This window comes from Sphingobacterium sp. ML3W (genome assembly GCF_000747525.1).
Taxonomy (GTDB): Bacteria; Bacteroidota; Bacteroidia; order Sphingobacteriales; family Sphingobacteriaceae; genus Sphingobacterium.
This window is the reverse complement of sequence record NZ_CP009278.1, coordinates 3,293,095-3,311,514: the sequence shown is the minus strand read 5'-3', so window position 1 is coordinate 3,311,514 and position 18,420 is coordinate 3,293,095. Positions and strand designations below refer to the sequence as shown.

Sequence of the window (18,420 nt, the reverse complement as noted above, 5' to 3'; positions counted from 1 at the left end):
TTAAAGTTGTTTATTTTATTTCTACGGTTCCTAATGCTTTCTGAACATCTAACTTAGTTGATAGAAGTGCATATAGCGCATTTAAATAATTCAATTGACTTGTCTTTAAATCAGTCTCAGCTGTCATTAAATCCAAGTAAGTTTTGATACCTTCATCATATTGTAATTTGATAGTATCATATACCTCTTTAGATAAATCAACATTATCCTTTGACGTTTTCCAATCAATCAAATTTGCATTGTAAGATGCCGTAGCTAACGCATACTCCGTGTTGACCTGGTTTTTCAAATCTTCCATACTTAAATCAATCCTACTTTCGCGAAGTTTAGATTGATTAATCTGATGTTTTCTTTTAAATCCTTGGAAAATTGGAATAGAAACAGATAGTCCAGCTATCGAACTTGGAAAATTGTTACTGTATAAATCATTGAACTTATCATTTCTATAATTGAATGAATAATTATAGAAAGCACTTACATTCGGTAGGTAGGTCCACTTATAGTATTGTGTTTCTAATTCTTGCATCTTTTTGGAAGTTTGCAATTGTTGGAACTCAATTCTATTTGTTACTACTGCGCTGGAAGTCGTATCGAGTAAAATCTCATTTTCCATACTTGTATTCTCGAAAGACAACGTGATATCAGCAGTTTTATCCACTGATAAGACATTCTTCAAGTATTCATATTTGTATCTACGTAATTCTACTGTACGTTTTTCGTCGGCATTTGCATTACTCAAGGCAATTTGCGCTCTTTTAAAGTCAGTTTTGTCAACCAGACCAACTTCATAGCGCACCTTGGCATCATTGTACTGTTTTTGAAGTCTAGCGATATTTTCGCGAACAATTTTGATTTGCTCTTCACTTGTCAAAATATCATAATAGGCCTTACTCACCTCAACGACAGTATTTATTTTTTGACTTTCCGTGTTTTGTTTGTTCGACTGACGGATTAATGTTGCGGCTTTAGAAGCTTGCATCAGTGCCGGATTTAAAATCTGCTGATCAGCCTGCAGTACCAAAGCACTAGCGTTCTTTTGTCCTAAAGCAATATTTTTTCCATCTATAGCAGATGTCGGAATCTTAACATTATAGTTATAAGATCCAGATGCATTTACTTGTGGCAACCAACCTGACAATGCTATGTCTATATCTTTTTCACCAATCTCTTCATCAATTGCAGCTTGCATAAGACTAATCTTATTGCTAAGAGCATAGTCAATGAGCTGCTGCAGACTTGCTTTAGCAGGCAGTGCTTCATTGCCTGTTTGTTGGGCATAACCGACATTGCATACTGTCGTCATGGCGGCCAAAGAAAAGGCTATTTGTCTAAACTTCATATATATTATTTATTTTTAACTCCATCCCAAATGATGTTAACAACATCTTCGATGCTTTCATTTGATTTTAATTTGTTGTACTTTACTCCTTTAATAGCTGAAACAGCTGTCCCAAAAAAGATGCATGCTAATGCTTCTACGTTGGTGTTTTTTAGTTCGCCTTTATCAATGCCTTCTGTTAAGAATTTAAGTATATTTCTCTGACCACTAATAGTTTCGTTAATTTCGCAACTGTTCACTTGATAATATGGAGAAGAGTAAAATTGTTCAAAAAAACTGAACATTTCTACATTTTCTCGGTAATATTTTACAAAGCCTTTCCAAATATGGAAAAATGTGTCTTTATACGTTAGCTCCTCATGTACGGATTCAAAAATTGATTTGTTTAAAATATTTCCGCAATATTGAAACAAACTAACGATTAAATCATCTTTGGATGGGAAATAATGATAAATCGTGCCGATTGCGACATCAGCCTCTTGAGCTATCTTACTCATGGCTGTGCCATGAAATCCATGATCTTTGATCAACCGAAGGGTTGTCTCGAAGATGGAAATCACTTTTGGATTATTTATTGTATATTGAACGTTCATTCGGTTTCAAATGTAGAAATTTTTATTAAATCTAAATGTCAAAATAATGTAATGAAAAAGGTGATTTTATTCATTGCTGACAGTCATTTATCCGTAACGGAAAAGTTAACAGAATTTAACATTTAGTTAGTTTGCTAATTAATTAGGATAGGCTATATTTGTACTATCATAATTTAGGTTTATAATTGGTTAGTAAAGGTTTTCATTCTCCCCGTTTGAAAACCTTTCTTTTTTACCGAGCTTAGTGTTAAAATAAAAAAAGCCTAGTCATGATAACTAAGCTTCTTTTTATAGTATTAATCTTGTCTATTTATAATCTTTCAAATCTTTTTGGACTTCTTCAAGACTAAATATTTCTTTCTGTTTCGCGAAATTCGTTGTAATATATGTGAGTACGTACGCAATATCGATGTCTGTTAAGTTTTCATTAGCAGGCATTTTACTGTTAAAGGTTTTTCCCATAACAACAATTTCTTCATCCAATCCATTTTTCACAATACTGGAGAGGCGATTTCTGTTTTTCGCAAGGAAGTCAGCATCGGTTAGAGGTGGGTATAATAAACCCAAACCTTCTCCTTTGTCACCATGGCAATTTTTGCAGTGCGTATTATATATTTTTTGTCCATTTACAGCATACTGGGCAGTTTTGATATCCTGTCCTGGTTGGCAACTGCTCATTGAACTTAAGAAATAGATAGAAATCAAAATCCCTATAAGATATAATTTAGCCATTTTATTTCTCTTGTAATAGAATAGCAAGTTCTTTTTGCAACTTTTCTACCTGTTCGTCATTTGTTCCGTCATAAGCACCGCGAATTCGCTTTTGTTTATCTACTAAAACTAAAAGTCCTTGATGGTCGTAACCCCCCGGAGCATTCTTATCCTCTGCTGTAAAAACCAAATATTGATTGGCTATTCCGTAGATATCGGCTTTTGTTCCAGTTACAAAATTCCAATGGTTATTGGTGACGCCTAGCTTGTTGGCATATTCTTTTAAAACTGACGGTTGGTCATATTTAAAATCGATACTGTGAGATAAGAAGTAAACTTGGTCATCGTTTTTATACTGTTCATAAATTTTCAATAGATTTCTATTCATTGTCGGACAGATACTTGGACAATGCGTAAAAAAGAAATTGGCAATATAAACTTTGTCGTCGTAATCCTTATTCGTGGTATAAGTGCTATCTTGATTTAAAAACTGAAATGCGGGGATAGTATGATAGATTGTGTCGGTTACGGTTACGCCGTCAACAATTTTTTCAACAGGTTCACGCTGTCCATAAATAGGAAGGGTAGGGGTATTAGATTGGCAACTAATAAAACTTAGTGCTGTAAGTGCTACAATAAATGAAGCACGCAAATGCAGTGATTTTATCATATTAATATTTACTTAGAATTTGTTGTTGCTCTTTAGACACCCGATCAAAGACAGCTTTCATCTCCTTTACTCGAGTTAACTCGCGATGAGCATAATCCACAGTGGTGGAGTCCGTACTGTACTCTTTCATCCAATCCATCATATGGTCCGTTGCATCTTCTAGATCTTTTTTCAATAGCGTCAATTCTTGACGAGTTAGGGCTGTATCTAAAGTTGGTTTAGATGCTTTTATAGCATTAAGATTCGTAAGAATTGAATCAATAGTAACGGCACTCTTGTCAAACACACTGACTTGCGGCATGATTTCATCATGAATTTTCATGGTCTCCTCCTGCGATTTTACTAAATCATTTTGACTGCTGGAGTTATTTGCACATGAAGTAATTGCAAAAGCTGATGTAATTAAAAAAGCTAATTTTTTCATATCGAAATATTTGTTGTCTATTAATGACAAACTTAGATAAATTTGTTTTATTTACAATTTTAATTGTGTCATATATAAGACAAAGTTATTGATTTCCCCACTTCCATCAAGTGATGTTTTTTAAAGGAAATGTACTTAATACATCAAGTAGATATTAAGTACATTTATCTTCTTACATATGTAAAATTCAGATCACGAATGTAGATTTCGTTTTTTGCAATGGCACATATTTCATTTTGATCATTGAAGATTTCTACAGAAAAAGTTTTAACAAGCCTTCCTCGACTTCTAAGGATGTCTATACATTCATAGAAGTCCTGATCACTTATATTTATGGTGAATTGGAGGTTGGTTAGACCAGGTTTCTTATATTCAATAGAAGCGGATTTTAACCATGCTACGGTTTTTTTAAAACCATGGGATTGCAAACGTTGATCAATGAGAATCGCATAAAATGGATCTACTGCAGAAAATATCGTTCCTCCAAAAATACTATTGTTTGAATTTTTATTGAAAATACTTTTGAAAATTTTAACATCAACGCCTTGAAAGTCTGTATGAATTCTTTTAACCCATATGCGTTGGAATAAAAATGGAGGGTAAATTCTTAATAACCATTTCAGGGATTTGGGACTATACAACATCAAGCAAAGTTACTATAATTAATTAAATTTCGTTTGCTATTTAGTTTGGAAAAGCCAATATACAATGATATTTTTATTGAAAAATTAAACTATGACTATTGAATCTAAAATGTCGTCGAACAGGAATCTTTGGGTCATCATCTTAGTCGCCTCACTAGGATATTTTGTGGATATTTATGACCTTATTATCTTTTCTATCGTACGTGTCAAATCATTTGAAGAAATAGGCGTAGCGCCTGGAGATATGCGTAAGCAGGGTGAATTTGTCTTGAATATGCAAATGGGTGGACTACTCATAGGAGGGGTTATTTGGGGCATTATTGGTGATAAATTTGGACGATTGAAGGTGTTGTTTGGTTCCATTTTGTTATATTCTGTAGCAAATATTTCAAATGGTTTTGTACAAGATGTTATGACCTATGGTATTGTTCGTTTTATTGCGGGTATCGGTCTTGCAGGCGAATTGGGTGCAGGAATTACTTTAGTTAGTGAAAGTATGCATAAATCAAAGCGGGGTTATGGAACAATGTTGGTGGCGACAGTTGGTGTTTTGGGAGCGGTTTTGGGATATTTCATTTCTGAACAGTACGACTGGAGGACAGCTTATTTTGTTGGAGGAGGAATGGGGCTGTTACTTCTTTTTATGCGCGTAGGTGTGCTGGAGTCTGGTTTATTTAAGACAGCAGAACAAAAGTCAATTGCCAAAGGGAAGTTTAGCATGCTTTTTACAGATAAGAAACGATTCAAGAGGTATATGTATTGCTTATGTATCGGACTCCCTATTTGGTTTGTGGTTGGAGTATTGGTTACTCAGGCACCTGAGATCGGTAAAGCACTCCATGCACCAATCACCTTGAGCGCTGGAAAAGGCGTATTATTTACATATCTAGGAATATCTCTAGGGGATTTATTGGCAGGTTTACTGGCACAATTGCTAAAATCTCGAAAAAAGGTAGTATTACTTTGTCAGATGGTTATCCTGATAAGCTCGTCATGGTATTTGCTGAGTGACGGTTTATCTGAAACTAAGTTTATGTGGTTATCCTTCTTTATGGGGCTTGGTGTTGGTTATTGGGCTACTTTTGTCACTATTTCGGCAGAACAGTTTGGAACCAATATGAGAGCAACTGTAGCGACTACGGCTCCAAATTTTGTTCGAGGGGCTTTAATCCCCTCCACGATGCTTTATGGTGTTCTTGTCAATTTCTGGGGAATCATTATTGCGGCCTTTGTCATGGTCTTTATATTATCTGGAATTGCAATCTATGCACTCACGCAGCTGGAAGAGAGTTTTGATAAGGACCTGAATTATGTGGAAGAATAATTCTCAGCTAGCGCTTTGGACATTTTCCACAACGATTCCCTTTTTTATATTTTTTACAACATTTTTTGAAACAAGCACATGAAAAAGGAGAAAATGGATTTGAAGCTTTAGAATCCATGCAAAAATCTATTTTCTCCTTTGAAAAAGTTTCTTGATAACCACCACTTTGCATTTCTGACGTATTCATAGTGCAAAGATATACATTATTTATAAACAGTCTAAATAAAAAATGTTAAATTACATTTTTTTAAGTAAGCTATCAATTACTTTGGGATATTGCTGGTGCTCTAGTTGTTGACCTTTAAATTTAATGACTTCCAATGTGTCACCAGGTTCTACTTTAAATTTTCCTTGATAAATAATTTCTCCCTCATCAAAGTGTTCGTTGGCAAAATGGATTGTAATACCATGTTCGACTTCCTTATTTGCCAATACAGCTTTATGAACATGGTCTCCATACATTCCCTTTCCTCCATACTTAGGCAATAGCGCCGGGTGTATATTGATAATCTTATTAGGAAAAGCTTGAAGTAAACTGTTGGGAACTAGCCATAAAAATCCTGCGAGGACAATTAAGTCAATGTTTAGGTTTTTCAACATTTTTACAATCTCATCCGATTTAAAAAATTCATCGCGGTCAAAGATATGGGCAGGTATTTCAAAATTATCAGCTCTCTGGATGACATAAGCATCAGCATTATTACTCAATACTAAAGAGATTTCGGCATCTTCAGAATATTTAAAATATTCCATTATCTTTTGGGCATTGGAGCCAGAACCTGAAGCGAATATGGCAATACGTTTTTTCACAGTTTAATTGTGTTAAATGACGTTTAAAATAAAGTTAATCAACCAAACTTACGTTTTATTTTGTAAATAAACTAACATATTGGCTCCATATCTGTGATTTGTCATGTATCTTTAGGTTTGTATAATGTAGTTTATTTTTAATACGATGAAAACGTTTAAATATTTAATAATAGCTTTTTTGTTCTTGGCAAGCAACATAGTGCATGCGCAGGCACCTGCTCAAATACCAGCATTCGCTATGCAAGAGCTGTTTACAGCTAAAGCTTTTGGACCTGATAATTTACCTAAAGAAGGTTTTATTATTTTTAATTTTTACGAGACAGGCTGTGGTCATTGCCAGAAAATGGGAGCAGGGATAGCCCAAAATTTAGATTCATTTAAAAATGTGAAATTCTATTTTGTAGCCATGAATGATTTGGATTACGTTGAAGGGTTTATAAATATGTTTGCTAAGAAATTGAAATCTAATCCTAAAGTTTCGTTTATTTGGGATAAGGAAGGACAGTTTATCACATTGTTTAAGCCTAGCCAGACACCATCAATCTATATATATGACGCAAAAACAAAAAAATTACTAAAACATTTGGATGGTGTAGACGATGTGAAAGAGTTGCAAGTGGCTTTGCAGCAGGTAACCAAATAGTTTTGGATGTCTTCTTCTTGTAATTTTTCCAAACAGCTTACTTTTTTGATACAATTAATTACAATTATTTGCTACTTTTGCGACATCAAATCAAGATATGAGCGACTCAATTAAACACGAGTGCGGTATTGCACTTATTCGACTGTTAAAGCCCCTTTCTTATTACCAGGAAAAATACGGTACGCCTTACTATGGCATAAACAAATTGTACTTATTGATGGAAAAGCAACACAATCGCGGCCAAGATGGTGCGGGTATTGCAACCATTAAATTCGATGTGAAGCCAGGAAATAGATACATATCTCGTTACAGAGCAATGGGATCTAGCGCTGTTGCCGATATTTTTGAATACGTACAAAAGAAATTTGCTTCTGTACACAAGGCTTATCCCGAAGAGTCTAAAGATACACAGTGGTTAAAAGATAATGTTAGTTTTACTGGAGAGGTATTATTAGGCCATTTACGTTACGGCACCCATGGTAAAAACAGTATTGAAAGCTGTCATCCATTTTTAAGACAAAACAATTGGATGTCTCGTAATTTAGTCCTTGCTGGTAACTTTAATATGACCAATGTTGACGAATTATTGCAACAATTGTATGAATTGGGACAACATCCAAAAGAAAAGGCAGACACTGTTACCGTTTTGGAAAAAATAGGTCATTTCCTAGATGATGAAAACCAAGAATTATTTGATGAGTTTAAGAAAGAGGGATATTCTAATATTGAAATCAGTTCTCTAATTGCTAAAAACTTAGATGTTCCAAAAATCTTAACGCGATCAGCTAAAACTTGGGATGGTGGTTACACGATTGCTGGTATCTTTGGACATGGAGATGCTTTCGTGATGCGTGACCCAGCGGGTATCCGCCCAGCCTTTTATTACAAAGATGATGAAGTACTTGTTGTTGCATCAGAGAGACCTGTAATACAGACTGCATTCAATATTCCAATCGATAAAGTACAGGAAATTAAACCTGGTTATGCTTTAATTGCCAAGAAAGACGGTACGGTTACTGAAGAGATGTTTAGAGAGCCTGTTGAACAAAAATCTTGTTCTTTTGAAAGAATCTATTTCTCTAGAGGTTCGGATGCTGATATTTATAAGGAACGTAAGAAATTAGGACTTCTTTTATGCCCACAAGTGTTAAGTGCTATTGATAATAATATCAAAAATACAGTGTTCTCTTTCATTCCCAATACAGCTGAGGTGTCTTACTATGGTTTGATGGATGGTATTAACACATACGTTAGAGAGTTTCAAAAGGATGCTTTGTTAAATAGAGCGGATAAGATTGAAGATGGCGAATTAGAGGAGATTTTAAATATTCAACCTCGATTCGAAAAACTGAATGTTAAAGATGCCAAACTTCGTACTTTCATTACACAAGATGCCGACCGGACAGATATGGTTCAGCATGTTTATGATACAACTTATGGTATTGTAAAGGATTATGAAGATACAATCGTAGCAATCGATGATTCGATTGTAAGAGGAACTACCTTAAAACAAAGTATCTTAACGATTTTAGATCGCCTGAATCCTAAAAAAATTGTAATTGTTTCGTCGGCACCACAGATTCGATACCCAGATTGTTATGGTATTGATATGTCTAGAATGGGCGAATTTATTGCTTTTGAAGCAGCTGTTTCTTTATTGAGAAAACGCGGTTTAGCACACATTATTGATGAAGTTTATCAAAAATGTTTAGTTTCCATTACGGCTGATATTAATGATATTGACAATTATGTAAAAGCCATTTACGAGCCGTTTACAGATGATGAAATATCCAATGAAATTGCGAGAATTATTACGCCACACCATTTAAAAGCGGAAGTTACAGTGATTTTCCAAACTTTAGATAACTTACATATTGCATGTCCGGATCATAAAGGAGATTGGTACTTCTCTGGTAATTATCCAACTCCCGGTGGGAATAAGGTCGTGAATAAAGCTTTTATGAATTGGGTAGAAGGTAAAAATGTAAGAGGTTACTTTAGTAGTTAATCGTTACAATAAGCATAAAAAAGGCTGATATTATTAATATCAGCCTTTTTTATGCTATTTTTTTATAGACGTTTTAATACAAAATAGAAACCCAGTGCTGTGCAGGCTAATACAGCCGACGTAGCCCACCATAGTGTTGTAAAACCGAAGGATCCGACAATATTCGTACCTAATAATGGTGAAAAGATATTAGCAGCAGAAAATGCCAAAGAGTTGAAACCCATATAGGCTCCTTGTGTTTTAGGTGTTGACCGATTGATCGTGGCAGTTGCCATAAAGGGGAGTGTGAGCATTTCACCCAGTCCAAACACCAGAAATGTCACATATAGCATGAATACACCTGCATGTATATTAAACATGGCGTAAGAAATAGCACACAAGAGCGTTCCGAGGACGAGCGTTTTTGTAATCGAAAGTTTGTTTTCTGCTATATGTACAATAAACATTTCCAGTAAAACAATAATCAAACCGCTCCAACCCATCAAAAAACCAATCTCATGCTCATTCAATTGGTGTACCTCGCGATAGAAAATCGGTAGTGTCGATATCAATTGGAAAAAACAGATAGAGAATATACAACACAAAATATTAAAGGCAATGAATGGCCCGTCTTTGTAGGGATTTCTTTCTTGTTTATTATGAGAGCTTACTACAACAGGGTTTGCTTTTAAAGCTTTCAAGTTGTTTTTCTCCTTCCTATGGAAGAATAGGAAGAATACAATTGCCGCTGCCGTAGCAGCAATAGCATTACCGTAGAAAATCCAATTGAAGGATATACCAGCTAAGAAGCCACCTACTGCAGGCCCGATTGAAAAACCAAGATTAACGGCTAATCTATTTAAGGAGAAAGCACGTGTTATATTTTCAGGTTTAGCATAACTGGCAACCGAAACTGAGTTAGCAGGTCTGAAAGCATCAAAAACAGCACTTAGCACAAAAATCATAATCCCCAATGATTCGACAGTTTTAAAATACGGGGCAATCATAAATAGGGGGGCGGCCAAACTCAAACTCAAGAGTTGTACTTTAAAGCTTCCAAATCTGTCTGTAAGCCAACCTCCAGCGTAAGAACCACATACAGAACCAAAGCCAAAGCACATCAATACAATACCAACTTGTTTGATGTTAAAATCAAGCGCTTTGGTCATATATATACCTAAAAAAGGTATGACCATACTCCCCATTCTGTTTATTAGCATCACAATTGCGAGTAGCCATGCAGAGCGAGATAGCCCTTTAAAAGAACCGATATAAATGGATAAGAGTTTTTTCAATTGAATTTGCAGAAAAAGCCAAAGGAATATGACGAACCTTTGGCTAGATGAAAAATAGAATAGTTATTTTAAACCAATGATGACGCAGGTATAGACTCATTGACTTCATAAGTCAAAGCCAATAGTTTCTTTTTACCTGTTGATGGCTCGAAGAAAATATCAATTCTACCTAAGTTAATTCCTGCAAAACCCACTTGATTGACTGCTGTTTTTGTCCCTTTTAAATTGGTGACTAAAGTTGGTTCTTTCAAGAATGTGTGCGTATGCCCACCTATAATCAAATCGATATCGCTAGTTTTCGAAGCCAATACAATATCGGATACTTTATCACTTTCATATTGATAGCCCAGATGTGAAAGGCAGATAACTAAATCACATTTATGCTGCTCCTTGAGCTCCTTTACCACGCGATTTGCGACCGCAATAGGGTCTAGGTATTTCATCCCTTTAAAATTATTTGGATCGACTAGCCCCTCTATATCAACGCCAAGTCCAAAAACTCCGATTTTAATACCAGCTTTTTTGAAGATGGTGTAATCTTGTGTCTTACCTTCCAATACAGTACCTGTAAAGTCATAATTAGCCGTTAAGAATGGGAACTTCGCATGGTCTAAATATTTGATAAGGCCATTTAAACCGTTGTCAAATTCATGATTACCAAATGTTCCAGCATCATATCCCAATTTGGTCATTAAATCGAGTTCTAATTTTCCGCCAAATAGGTTGAAATAGGGGGTTCCTTGAAACATATCACCAGCATCCAATAATAGGACATGGTCTTCCTCTGCTCTTACTTTTTTTATAAGTGTACTGCGACGCGCAACTCCTGCTAGACCTTGGTACCTTCCGCCATCCATTGGAAAGGGCTCAATTCTACTATGCACATCATTGGTATGTAGAATCGTTAGTTTTATTTTTTTTGAACCTGCGAATGAAAGGAGTGGTAAAGCTCCAAACGTGGCAACAGCGGAAAGACCAGCTGCTGTTTTCAGAAAACCTCTTCTATTTAATGATTTTAACTCTTCCATCTAATTGCATATTAATTTTTTGACCATTTTTAGTAAAGCCCGAGATGTAGTCCATTAAACTTTCGCGTACTTTTTGCGGGTAATCCGTTCGTTTTAGTGCATGTGTAAATAAGTCCAGATTATCGCCTCCATTGGCCAAGTAATCATATGTCACAACCTTATAAATTTTATCGTTTTCGATATTCTTACCCTGAACCTGAATGTCGATTGGTTTTTTATCCCGAATGGATAATGTAAGACCTGTCACGGGTTGCCCACCAGTTGCAGCAATGAAGGTTGCAAGTTCCTGAATCTGTAGACCATTGAGCTCCACTACGGTTAATTGATTTTCAAAAGGCATCACTTCGAATACACTTTCAACAGTAATATCTCCAGCTTTCATTTCATTACGAATACCTCCTTTTGTTGCAAATGCGATGTCAGCTTTATTGTTAACCTGCGCACTTGCATTTAATAAAGCTTGAGTAAAGAAGTTACCCATTAAAGTTTCTGGAGCCTTTTCCTTTGTCAGTGGCACCTCAGAAAAACCGATGACACGATTCATTTCTGCCTGCATCTGCAGCTTATAAGGGTTGTAAATAGCGACGATATCGGTATCCTCAACGGTATTTTTATTAATCTCATACTGTCTAAAATCTTTTTGGGTCGGACTTAGGCTTTTGCTGCAGGATGTGCTAAGAAGAATAGCTAAAAACCCGAAGGTTACATATTGAAGTTGATGTGTATTTAGTTTCATCATGTAATAAGTATTTTCGATACAAATGTAGATAATAAAAGCCTAACATTTTGTTAAGCTTTTATTATCTATTTGGTGAAAAGAGCGTTTTTTAGTTTGCAATCTCTGGTTTTTTAGAGTCTCTTCTAGCAATTGCATCTCTTTGGTTTCTCAGTTTTATTGATTTTCTACGGTCAGCTATTGTTGTTTTCGTTATTTTTGCGACCATTTTATTGTTTTTATAGAGCTTCCAGTTCATCAGTAGTACTGAAAATAATATGATGATTAACCCTATGACCTGTGTGGATGTAACAGCATGGCTACTAAAAAAGTAACTCAATACCAATGCGACGATTGGATTTACATACGCATAGGTGCTGACTTCAGTTGCGGGTCTTACTTGCAATAGCCAGATATAAGAACTAAATGCTAATATCGATCCAAACACTATTAAATAGGATATATTGAACCAGTCGATAGGTGTAACTTGCTCAAATTTGAAATTAGCAAATTCACCATTGAAACTAGCAACTAAGGTAAATAGTATACCTGCGGTAATCATTTGCCATGCCGTTCTAACGGAAACATGTAAGTTTTCTTCTTCCTGATGCGCCTTCTTTTGATATTTTGAATAGAGGGAGCCTGCAGTCCATGCGATAGATCCCAAAACCATAATGACGAGCGCAATAACAGTAATTTCTTTATTGGCAGATGATCTGCTTGCCATGATTTGTTCTGCAAAAAGGAGAACAACGCCGCAGAAACCTAAAATCAATCCCGCGATGGTGGATTTGCTACTGAAATTCTCTTTCCATTTGGGCTTATCTAGAATTACAAACCAAATTGCAGCAGCAGCAGAAATAATAGCTGCGACACCCCCAGAGATATATTGCTCGGCCCAGATTAGACCTCCCATGTCAATGAATAAAAGTAAAAAACCTACGACAATAGAATCGCGGATCGCTCTTTTATTGAATAATTTGTAGCCTTTCAATGCACAATAGCCCATCAATAAAACACTTGCAGTAGCAAATCGAAATGACCCCAATATGAAGGGAGGGAAACTGTGAAGAGCTTTTTCAATAAAGAAAAAAGTTGACCCCCATACAATGTATACGATTGCATATGCGAGTATGATCATGAGGGAGCTTGCCTGTTGTACTTTATTATTTAACATCTTATAAATTCCTTTCTTAAATTATTCTGGTATCACTAATTGATGCTCCTCTTTAACTGTTTGTAAAACAATTGTGGTTCGCGTTGAAATTATTCCTTCAATTTTTGCTAATGTGTTTCGCATTAGATCTACTAAGGCCGTAGAATCAGCGGTACGTACTTTAATAAGGTAGCCATCATCGCCAGCAATATCATGGACTTCCTGTACTTCTGGTATTTCAGCTAATAGTATCCCAACTTTTTGTTCACCAATAATATCATTGGCCTTAATGAAGATGAATGACAATAATTTTTGATCAATCGCTGCCGGATTAATCTTAGCATTGTATTGAAGGATTACATTCTTCTGCTCCAATTTTTTAACACGCTCTAATATCGCAGAAGGGGCCATACTGAGTTCCCTAGCAATATCTGCATTGTTAATACGCGCATTATCTTGCATTAAACGCAAGATTTTGTAATCCACATGATCTAAATTATATTCTATGTTTGTCATATCGAGTGCAAAGATAAGCATATTTCGAATAATATTCAAATTATTGTAGTTAATTCAGAATATTATTCTATTTTAAAAGGCTATTTTATTTTTATAAATAGATGTTCACGTAAGTAAAAACACCTAATATTATTATAATATATTGATTTTAAGGTAGTTGTTCATTACTGTATAATATTTGGTAATTGCTCCTAATTGTCGAATATTATTCTTCTAAAAATTCAATTGCGTATTTGTTTCGTAATGCCTTAATAAAATAGCTCGTCATAAGGGTCACAAGTAAACCAATTATACAACCAATTGTGACGCATGCAAAACGTTCCAGGGCAGCCACGAATGATTTTAATTGCTGTTCATGAATAACGACGATAATCATAGCAACCATAGCTGTACGTGCCACACTCAATACATTGAATAATCGACAGATGGCAACCGAAGTAATCACGCCAAACAGCATAGACCACATTTCTGGCAGGTTAGTGAAATAAAAGAGAATACCAGTTGCAGAACCAATAAAATTGGACTTCGTTCTGTCAATAGCTATTTGGGTAGCCTCTTTATCATCAGGAGATATTACAAGCACAATAGAAATGAGTGTCCATGTCACGGAGTATTGAGGAAAGCTGATATAAAGAAAGTAACCGATAGAAAAACCAATTAAAATTCGAATTAAATAAATGATGAAATCAGAATGAAGACTATATCGAAGTAGCGTTTTTCGCATATTAAATTATTTCTGTAAAAATACAGCTTATTTGCAAAAGGAAAAACTTGATCTAATGCATTTTTATGCGTGTTTAAGATAATATTTTCATTATCTTGCAGTGTCAATTCTTTTGATTGTTTTAAATAATTAAATTTGTTTACACAAATTAAATCATACTGTGAAGGAAAATACCTCTTTAGATCAATTAGCGCAATCGTTGAATGGTGAATTATATTATGATGATTCAACGCAACATCATACTATTCGTATCGCTTATTCTACCGACGCGTCCGTATACCAGGAATTACCATTAGCTGTCGCAATTCCTAAAAACAGGGCAGACATTAAAGCTTTATTACAATTTGGCACCTCAAATGGAGTTACCATTATCCCGAGGACGGCTGGCACTTCCTTAGCTGGTCAGGTTGTTGGAAATGGAATAATCATGGATATCTCAAAGTATTTTAATAAGATTCTCGAGGTAAATGTAAGTGAGCAGTGGGTACGTGTAGAGCCTGGTGTTATTCGGGATGATTTAAACCATGCTCTCAAACCTTTTGGATTGATGTTTGGTCCCGAAACTTCAACCGCAAGTAGGGCAATGATTGGCGGTATGATTGGGAATAACTCATCGGGACTACATTCCATCGTTTGGGGCGATACCCGACAAAATTTACTGGAGGCAAATGTTATTTTAGATGATCAGTCTGAAGTTCTCTTTGAGGCTTTGAGCGCAGATTCGTACTTTAAGAAACTAATTCAAAAAAATCGAGAAGGTGTAATATATCGTGAGTTAAATGCCATGTTGACGGATGAGGAAAACATTCAAGCCATAACAGCTGGTTATCCAAAACGTTCCATAACAAGGAGAAATACGGGCTATGCTCTGGATATGTTATTGGATCAAAATAAGCCTTTCAATATGTGCCAGCTGCTTGCCGGTTCCGAAGGTACACTTGGTATTGTGACAGAAGCCAAACTCCAATTGATGCCTTTACCACCCGAAAACTTAGGTCTTTTATGCATCCACTTTGACGATATGATTGCGTGTATGAGAGGCAATATCGTCGCTTTATCTCATGCACCAGAAGCCTCAGAACTTGTCGATAAATATATCATGGATTTTACGGTAGGGCATCGTACCTATCAACATAATCGCTTTTTTATAGAAGGAGATCCCAAAGCTTTGCTAATTGTAGAATTTAGAGGAAGCACCCCACTGGAGGTAGAAGCCAAAGCTATGGCTTTAAAAGCAGCATTGATTGAAAAGGGACTAGGTTATGCCTACCCTTATATCACCGGCGAGCAGACAAACTTAGTATGGGATGTGAGAAAAGCTGGTTTAGGCTTGATTCGAAATCTTCCGGGAGATAGTCAGCCTGTTAATTTAATCGAAGATTGCGCGGTTTCTCCTGAAGATTTACCGGCATATGTAGCAGATATCCAAAACTTATTGATTGAAGAGGGAGTTCATGCTTCTTATTATGCACATGCCGGAGCAGGAGAGCTGCACATTGAGCCTTTTGTAAACTTAAAAACTGAGGCGGGGGTAAAAACTTTTCGATCGATATTAGAAAAAACAACAGATCTTGTCTTAAAATATAATGGGTCTTTAAGTGGCGAACACGGAGATGGTCGCCTTAGAGGAGAATTTATTGAAAAGGTTTTAGGTGAAAAAGTTTTCGAACTGATTAAACAAGTAAAAGCTATTTTTGATCCTAAAGGCATTTTTAATGCGAATAAGATTGTCAATACACCACCTATGGATACTTTTCTTCGGTATGATAACAATAAGAATACAACTGAAATTAAGACCTATTTTGATTTTTCTAAAGAGGAGAGTATACTTCGATTAGCAGAGAAATGTTCGGGTTCGGGGGACTGTCGGAAGACAGAAATCACTGGAGGTACGATGTGTCCGTCCTTTATGGCTACGCGAGAAGAAAAGGATACTACTCGTGCGCGAGCAAATATGCTGCGTCAATTTCTGACAAATTCAACAAAAGAAAATCGTTTTGACCATGAAGAGCTGAAGGATGTGATGGACTTGTGTCTTTCTTGTAAAGGATGTAAGACGGAATGTCCATCTAGTGTTGACGTAGCTAAAATGAAAGCAGAGTTTTTACAGCATTATTACGATGAGCACGGTGTGCCATTTCGAACGCAAGTAATCGCTAATTTTACAGAATCCCAGAAATTGGGAGCTATGGTTGCTCCAGTTTATAATTTTGTGACTCAAAATAGCTTTTTAGCCAGTATCATTAAAAGAACTATTGGTTTTGCACCTAAGAGATCTCTTCCAAAGGTTTGTGGCACGACATTGACGCAATGGGTAAATAAACAGATTGAAAATCCGAAGGCAAAAAGGAAAGTGTATTTATTTGCGGATGAATTTACAGAGTACAATGACGCAGAAATTGGCATTAAAGCTTATAAATTACTGACGGCACTTGGGTACGAAGTAATTATACCAAAGCATATACAAAGTGGACGTACATATCTTTCAAAGGGTTTGGTTAAAGAAGCTAAGAAAATTGCCAATAAAAATATTAATTTCTTGAAAGATTTCATTTCAGAAAGAACCCCTTTATTAGGTATAGAACCTTCTGCTATCATTACTTTTAGAGATGAGTACTTAGCTTTGGTTGACCCTGAATTAATGCAGGATGCAGAGCGAGTAGCTAAGAATGCATTGATGTTTGATGAGTTTTTGTTAAAAGAAATTGAAGCTGGACGTCTGCATAAAGAACAGTTCAGTTCTGAAAAGAAAAAAATTAAGTTACATGGACATTGCTATCAAAAAGCCTTTCATTTGGTAGAGACTACGACGCAGGTACTTTCATTTCCCATGAATTACGAAGTAGAAGTAATTCCTTCAGGTTGTTGTGGTATGGCGGGGTCATTTGGTTACGAAAAGGAACATTATGAGTTGTCGATGAAAGTTGCAGAATTGGTGCTGCTACCTGCCGTCCGAAATACAGAAACGTCAACATTAATAGCTGCTGCCGGAACTTCTTGTAGGCATCAGATTAAAGATGGGGTAGGGAGGCATTCCTATCATCCTGTAGAAATATTATATGATGCTTTGATTAAGTAAAAACAATCATTCTAATTTATTTGTTTATCAGTAAAAATCGTTAATTTTAGTAAACGATTATACTGATAAACATAATTACTGAACATGATGAGTAAATTGAATCAAATTGCTGTTCTATCTGCGTTGGCATTTGCAACAGCATGTGGCAACACGAACCAAAAGCAAGAAGGTGCTGCTAAGTCGAATAAAAATGAGCCACGAGTGGAAGAGTTGACACTAGATGGGCCTGTGACCAATAATAAGCATCTTTTTTTAAGAATTGTTGACGACGTAAAAACAGATTCTAGCCATATCTATACAGCTAAAAGTGTTTATAAGGGAGATACAGTAGGCTTAAAGGTAGAAGTTGTTAATATGATTCCCGCAGGAATCATCAGTGATCAGGCAAATGAAGAAGTTGGTTTTACAAAAGGGAAAATTAAGTTTTCTTCTCTAGGATCGGAAAGCGACGCCTTTGTAAAAGCTCTAGGTGCAATTTATGAATTGCCTGCATCAGCCTCTTTTTCTAATACGACGCTTCTGCCGACTGTTTTTTCTTCTAATAAAGTAAATGTAGACCTTGATAAAACTGCAACTTATAGTTTTAAATTATTTTTAGAACAGAAAGCAGGAGATCCAGCTGAGATGTTTTTAAATGTAGATACGTATAAAAAATCGATTGAATTCCAAGAAAAAGACCCTAAATTTCGCGCACCGTTTATATCCGCGCTGGAAGGTAAATAAATGTTGATACGAACAAAAAGGGCTTTCTAAATATTTAGA

Annotated in this window: 19 protein-coding genes; 5 read left to right on the top strand and 14 right to left on the bottom strand. The window is 35.8% G+C overall.

The window, feature by feature from the left end:
• Window positions 1-10: 10 nt before the first annotated feature.
• From KO02_RS14150 to KO02_RS14125, 6 genes are all read right to left on the bottom strand, one after another.
• On the bottom strand, window positions 11-1,339 hold the full coding sequence (locus KO02_RS14150) for a TolC family protein (RefSeq protein ID WP_038699283.1): 1,329 nt from the start codon (window positions 1,337-1,339) through the stop codon (window positions 11-13).
• A 5-nt stretch (window positions 1,340-1,344) separates the two neighbouring features.
• On the bottom strand, window positions 1,345-1,932 hold the full coding sequence (locus KO02_RS14145) for a TetR/AcrR family transcriptional regulator (protein WP_038699281.1): 588 nt from the start codon (window positions 1,930-1,932) through the stop codon (window positions 1,345-1,347).
• 306 nt (window positions 1,933-2,238) lie between these two features.
• A complete protein-coding gene (locus KO02_RS14140) occupies window positions 2,239-2,664 on the bottom strand; it encodes a c-type cytochrome (RefSeq protein WP_038699279.1) in 426 nt (141 codons plus the stop codon).
• A gap of 1 nt (window position 2,665) precedes the next feature.
• Window positions 2,666-3,313 (bottom strand): SCO family protein, encoded by a 648-nt coding sequence (locus KO02_RS14135; RefSeq protein WP_038699277.1) that lies wholly within the window; start codon window positions 3,311-3,313, stop codon window positions 2,666-2,668.
• A gap of 1 nt (window position 3,314) precedes the next feature.
• Window positions 3,315-3,737 carry a hypothetical protein gene (locus tag KO02_RS14130; protein ID WP_038699275.1) on the bottom strand — a complete coding sequence of 141 codons (423 nt, stop codon included), beginning with the start codon at window positions 3,735-3,737 and terminating at the stop codon, window positions 3,315-3,317.
• A 164-nt stretch (window positions 3,738-3,901) separates the two neighbouring features.
• Entirely contained in the window at window positions 3,902-4,381 is a 480-nt protein-coding gene (locus KO02_RS14125; protein WP_038699273.1) for a DUF4442 domain-containing protein, read from the bottom strand.
• A 91-nt stretch (window positions 4,382-4,472) separates the two neighbouring features.
• Here KO02_RS14125 and KO02_RS14120 point away from each other — a divergent pair, with 91 nt between their 5' ends.
• Window positions 4,473-5,705: an MFS transporter gene (locus tag KO02_RS14120; RefSeq protein WP_038699271.1), complete on the top strand. Its 1,233-nt coding sequence runs from the start codon at window positions 4,473-4,475 to the stop codon at window positions 5,703-5,705.
• A 7-nt stretch (window positions 5,706-5,712) separates the two neighbouring features.
• Here the strand turns inward: KO02_RS14120 and KO02_RS14115 are convergent, their stop codons facing one another.
• A complete protein-coding gene (locus KO02_RS14115; protein ID WP_038699269.1) occupies window positions 5,713-5,892 on the bottom strand; it encodes a hypothetical protein in 180 nt (59 codons plus the stop codon).
• Between the two features lie 50 nt (window positions 5,893-5,942).
• Window positions 5,943-6,515, bottom strand: a complete 573-nt coding sequence (gene purN, locus KO02_RS14110) for a phosphoribosylglycinamide formyltransferase (RefSeq protein WP_038699267.1) — start codon at window positions 6,513-6,515, stop codon at window positions 5,943-5,945.
• Window positions 6,516-6,660: 145 nt separating this feature from the next.
• Here purN and KO02_RS14105 point away from each other — a divergent pair, with 145 nt between their 5' ends.
• Together KO02_RS14105 and KO02_RS14100 are read left to right on the top strand one after the other, a co-directional pair.
• Entirely contained in the window at window positions 6,661-7,158 is a 498-nt protein-coding gene (locus KO02_RS14105; RefSeq protein ID WP_038699265.1) for a TlpA family protein disulfide reductase, read from the top strand.
• A 97-nt stretch (window positions 7,159-7,255) separates the two neighbouring features.
• Window positions 7,256-9,166, top strand: coding sequence for a class II glutamine amidotransferase (locus tag KO02_RS14100; protein ID WP_038699263.1), 1,911 nt, complete (start codon window positions 7,256-7,258; stop codon window positions 9,164-9,166).
• Window positions 9,167-9,228: 62 nt separating this feature from the next.
• Here the strand turns inward: KO02_RS14100 and KO02_RS14095 are convergent, their stop codons facing one another.
• The 6 genes from KO02_RS14095 to KO02_RS14070 form a co-directional block, all read right to left on the bottom strand.
• Window positions 9,229-10,440: an MFS transporter gene (locus KO02_RS14095; protein WP_038699261.1), complete on the bottom strand. Its 1,212-nt coding sequence runs from the start codon at window positions 10,438-10,440 to the stop codon at window positions 9,229-9,231.
• 68 nt (window positions 10,441-10,508) lie between these two features.
• Entirely contained in the window at window positions 10,509-11,468 is a 960-nt protein-coding gene (locus KO02_RS14090; RefSeq protein WP_038699259.1) for a metallophosphoesterase, read from the bottom strand.
• Window positions 11,443-12,207 carry a 5'-nucleotidase C-terminal domain-containing protein gene (locus KO02_RS14085; protein WP_235212262.1) on the bottom strand — a complete coding sequence of 255 codons (765 nt, stop codon included), beginning with the start codon at window positions 12,205-12,207 and terminating at the stop codon, window positions 11,443-11,445. The genes KO02_RS14090 and KO02_RS14085 overlap by 26 nt, the downstream gene beginning before the upstream one ends.
• A gap of 88 nt (window positions 12,208-12,295) precedes the next feature.
• Complete coding sequence (locus tag KO02_RS14080) at window positions 12,296-13,360, bottom strand: EamA family transporter (RefSeq protein WP_051959952.1); 1,065 nt, start codon at window positions 13,358-13,360, stop codon at window positions 12,296-12,298.
• A gap of 21 nt (window positions 13,361-13,381) precedes the next feature.
• Window positions 13,382-13,855, bottom strand: a complete 474-nt coding sequence (locus KO02_RS14075) for an Lrp/AsnC family transcriptional regulator (RefSeq protein ID WP_038702738.1) — start codon at window positions 13,853-13,855, stop codon at window positions 13,382-13,384.
• A 205-nt stretch (window positions 13,856-14,060) separates the two neighbouring features.
• A complete protein-coding gene (locus tag KO02_RS14070) occupies window positions 14,061-14,579 on the bottom strand; it encodes an FUSC family protein (protein ID WP_038699257.1) in 519 nt (172 codons plus the stop codon).
• A gap of 160 nt (window positions 14,580-14,739) precedes the next feature.
• Here KO02_RS14070 and KO02_RS14065 point away from each other — a divergent pair, with 160 nt between their 5' ends.
• On the top strand, window positions 14,740-17,658 hold the full coding sequence (locus KO02_RS14065) for an FAD-binding and (Fe-S)-binding domain-containing protein (protein WP_038699255.1): 2,919 nt from the start codon (window positions 14,740-14,742) through the stop codon (window positions 17,656-17,658).
• Between the two features lie 84 nt (window positions 17,659-17,742).
• Window positions 17,743-18,381, top strand: a complete 639-nt coding sequence (locus KO02_RS14060) for a hypothetical protein (RefSeq protein ID WP_144243331.1) — start codon at window positions 17,743-17,745, stop codon at window positions 18,379-18,381.
• Window positions 18,382-18,420 lie beyond the last annotated feature (39 nt).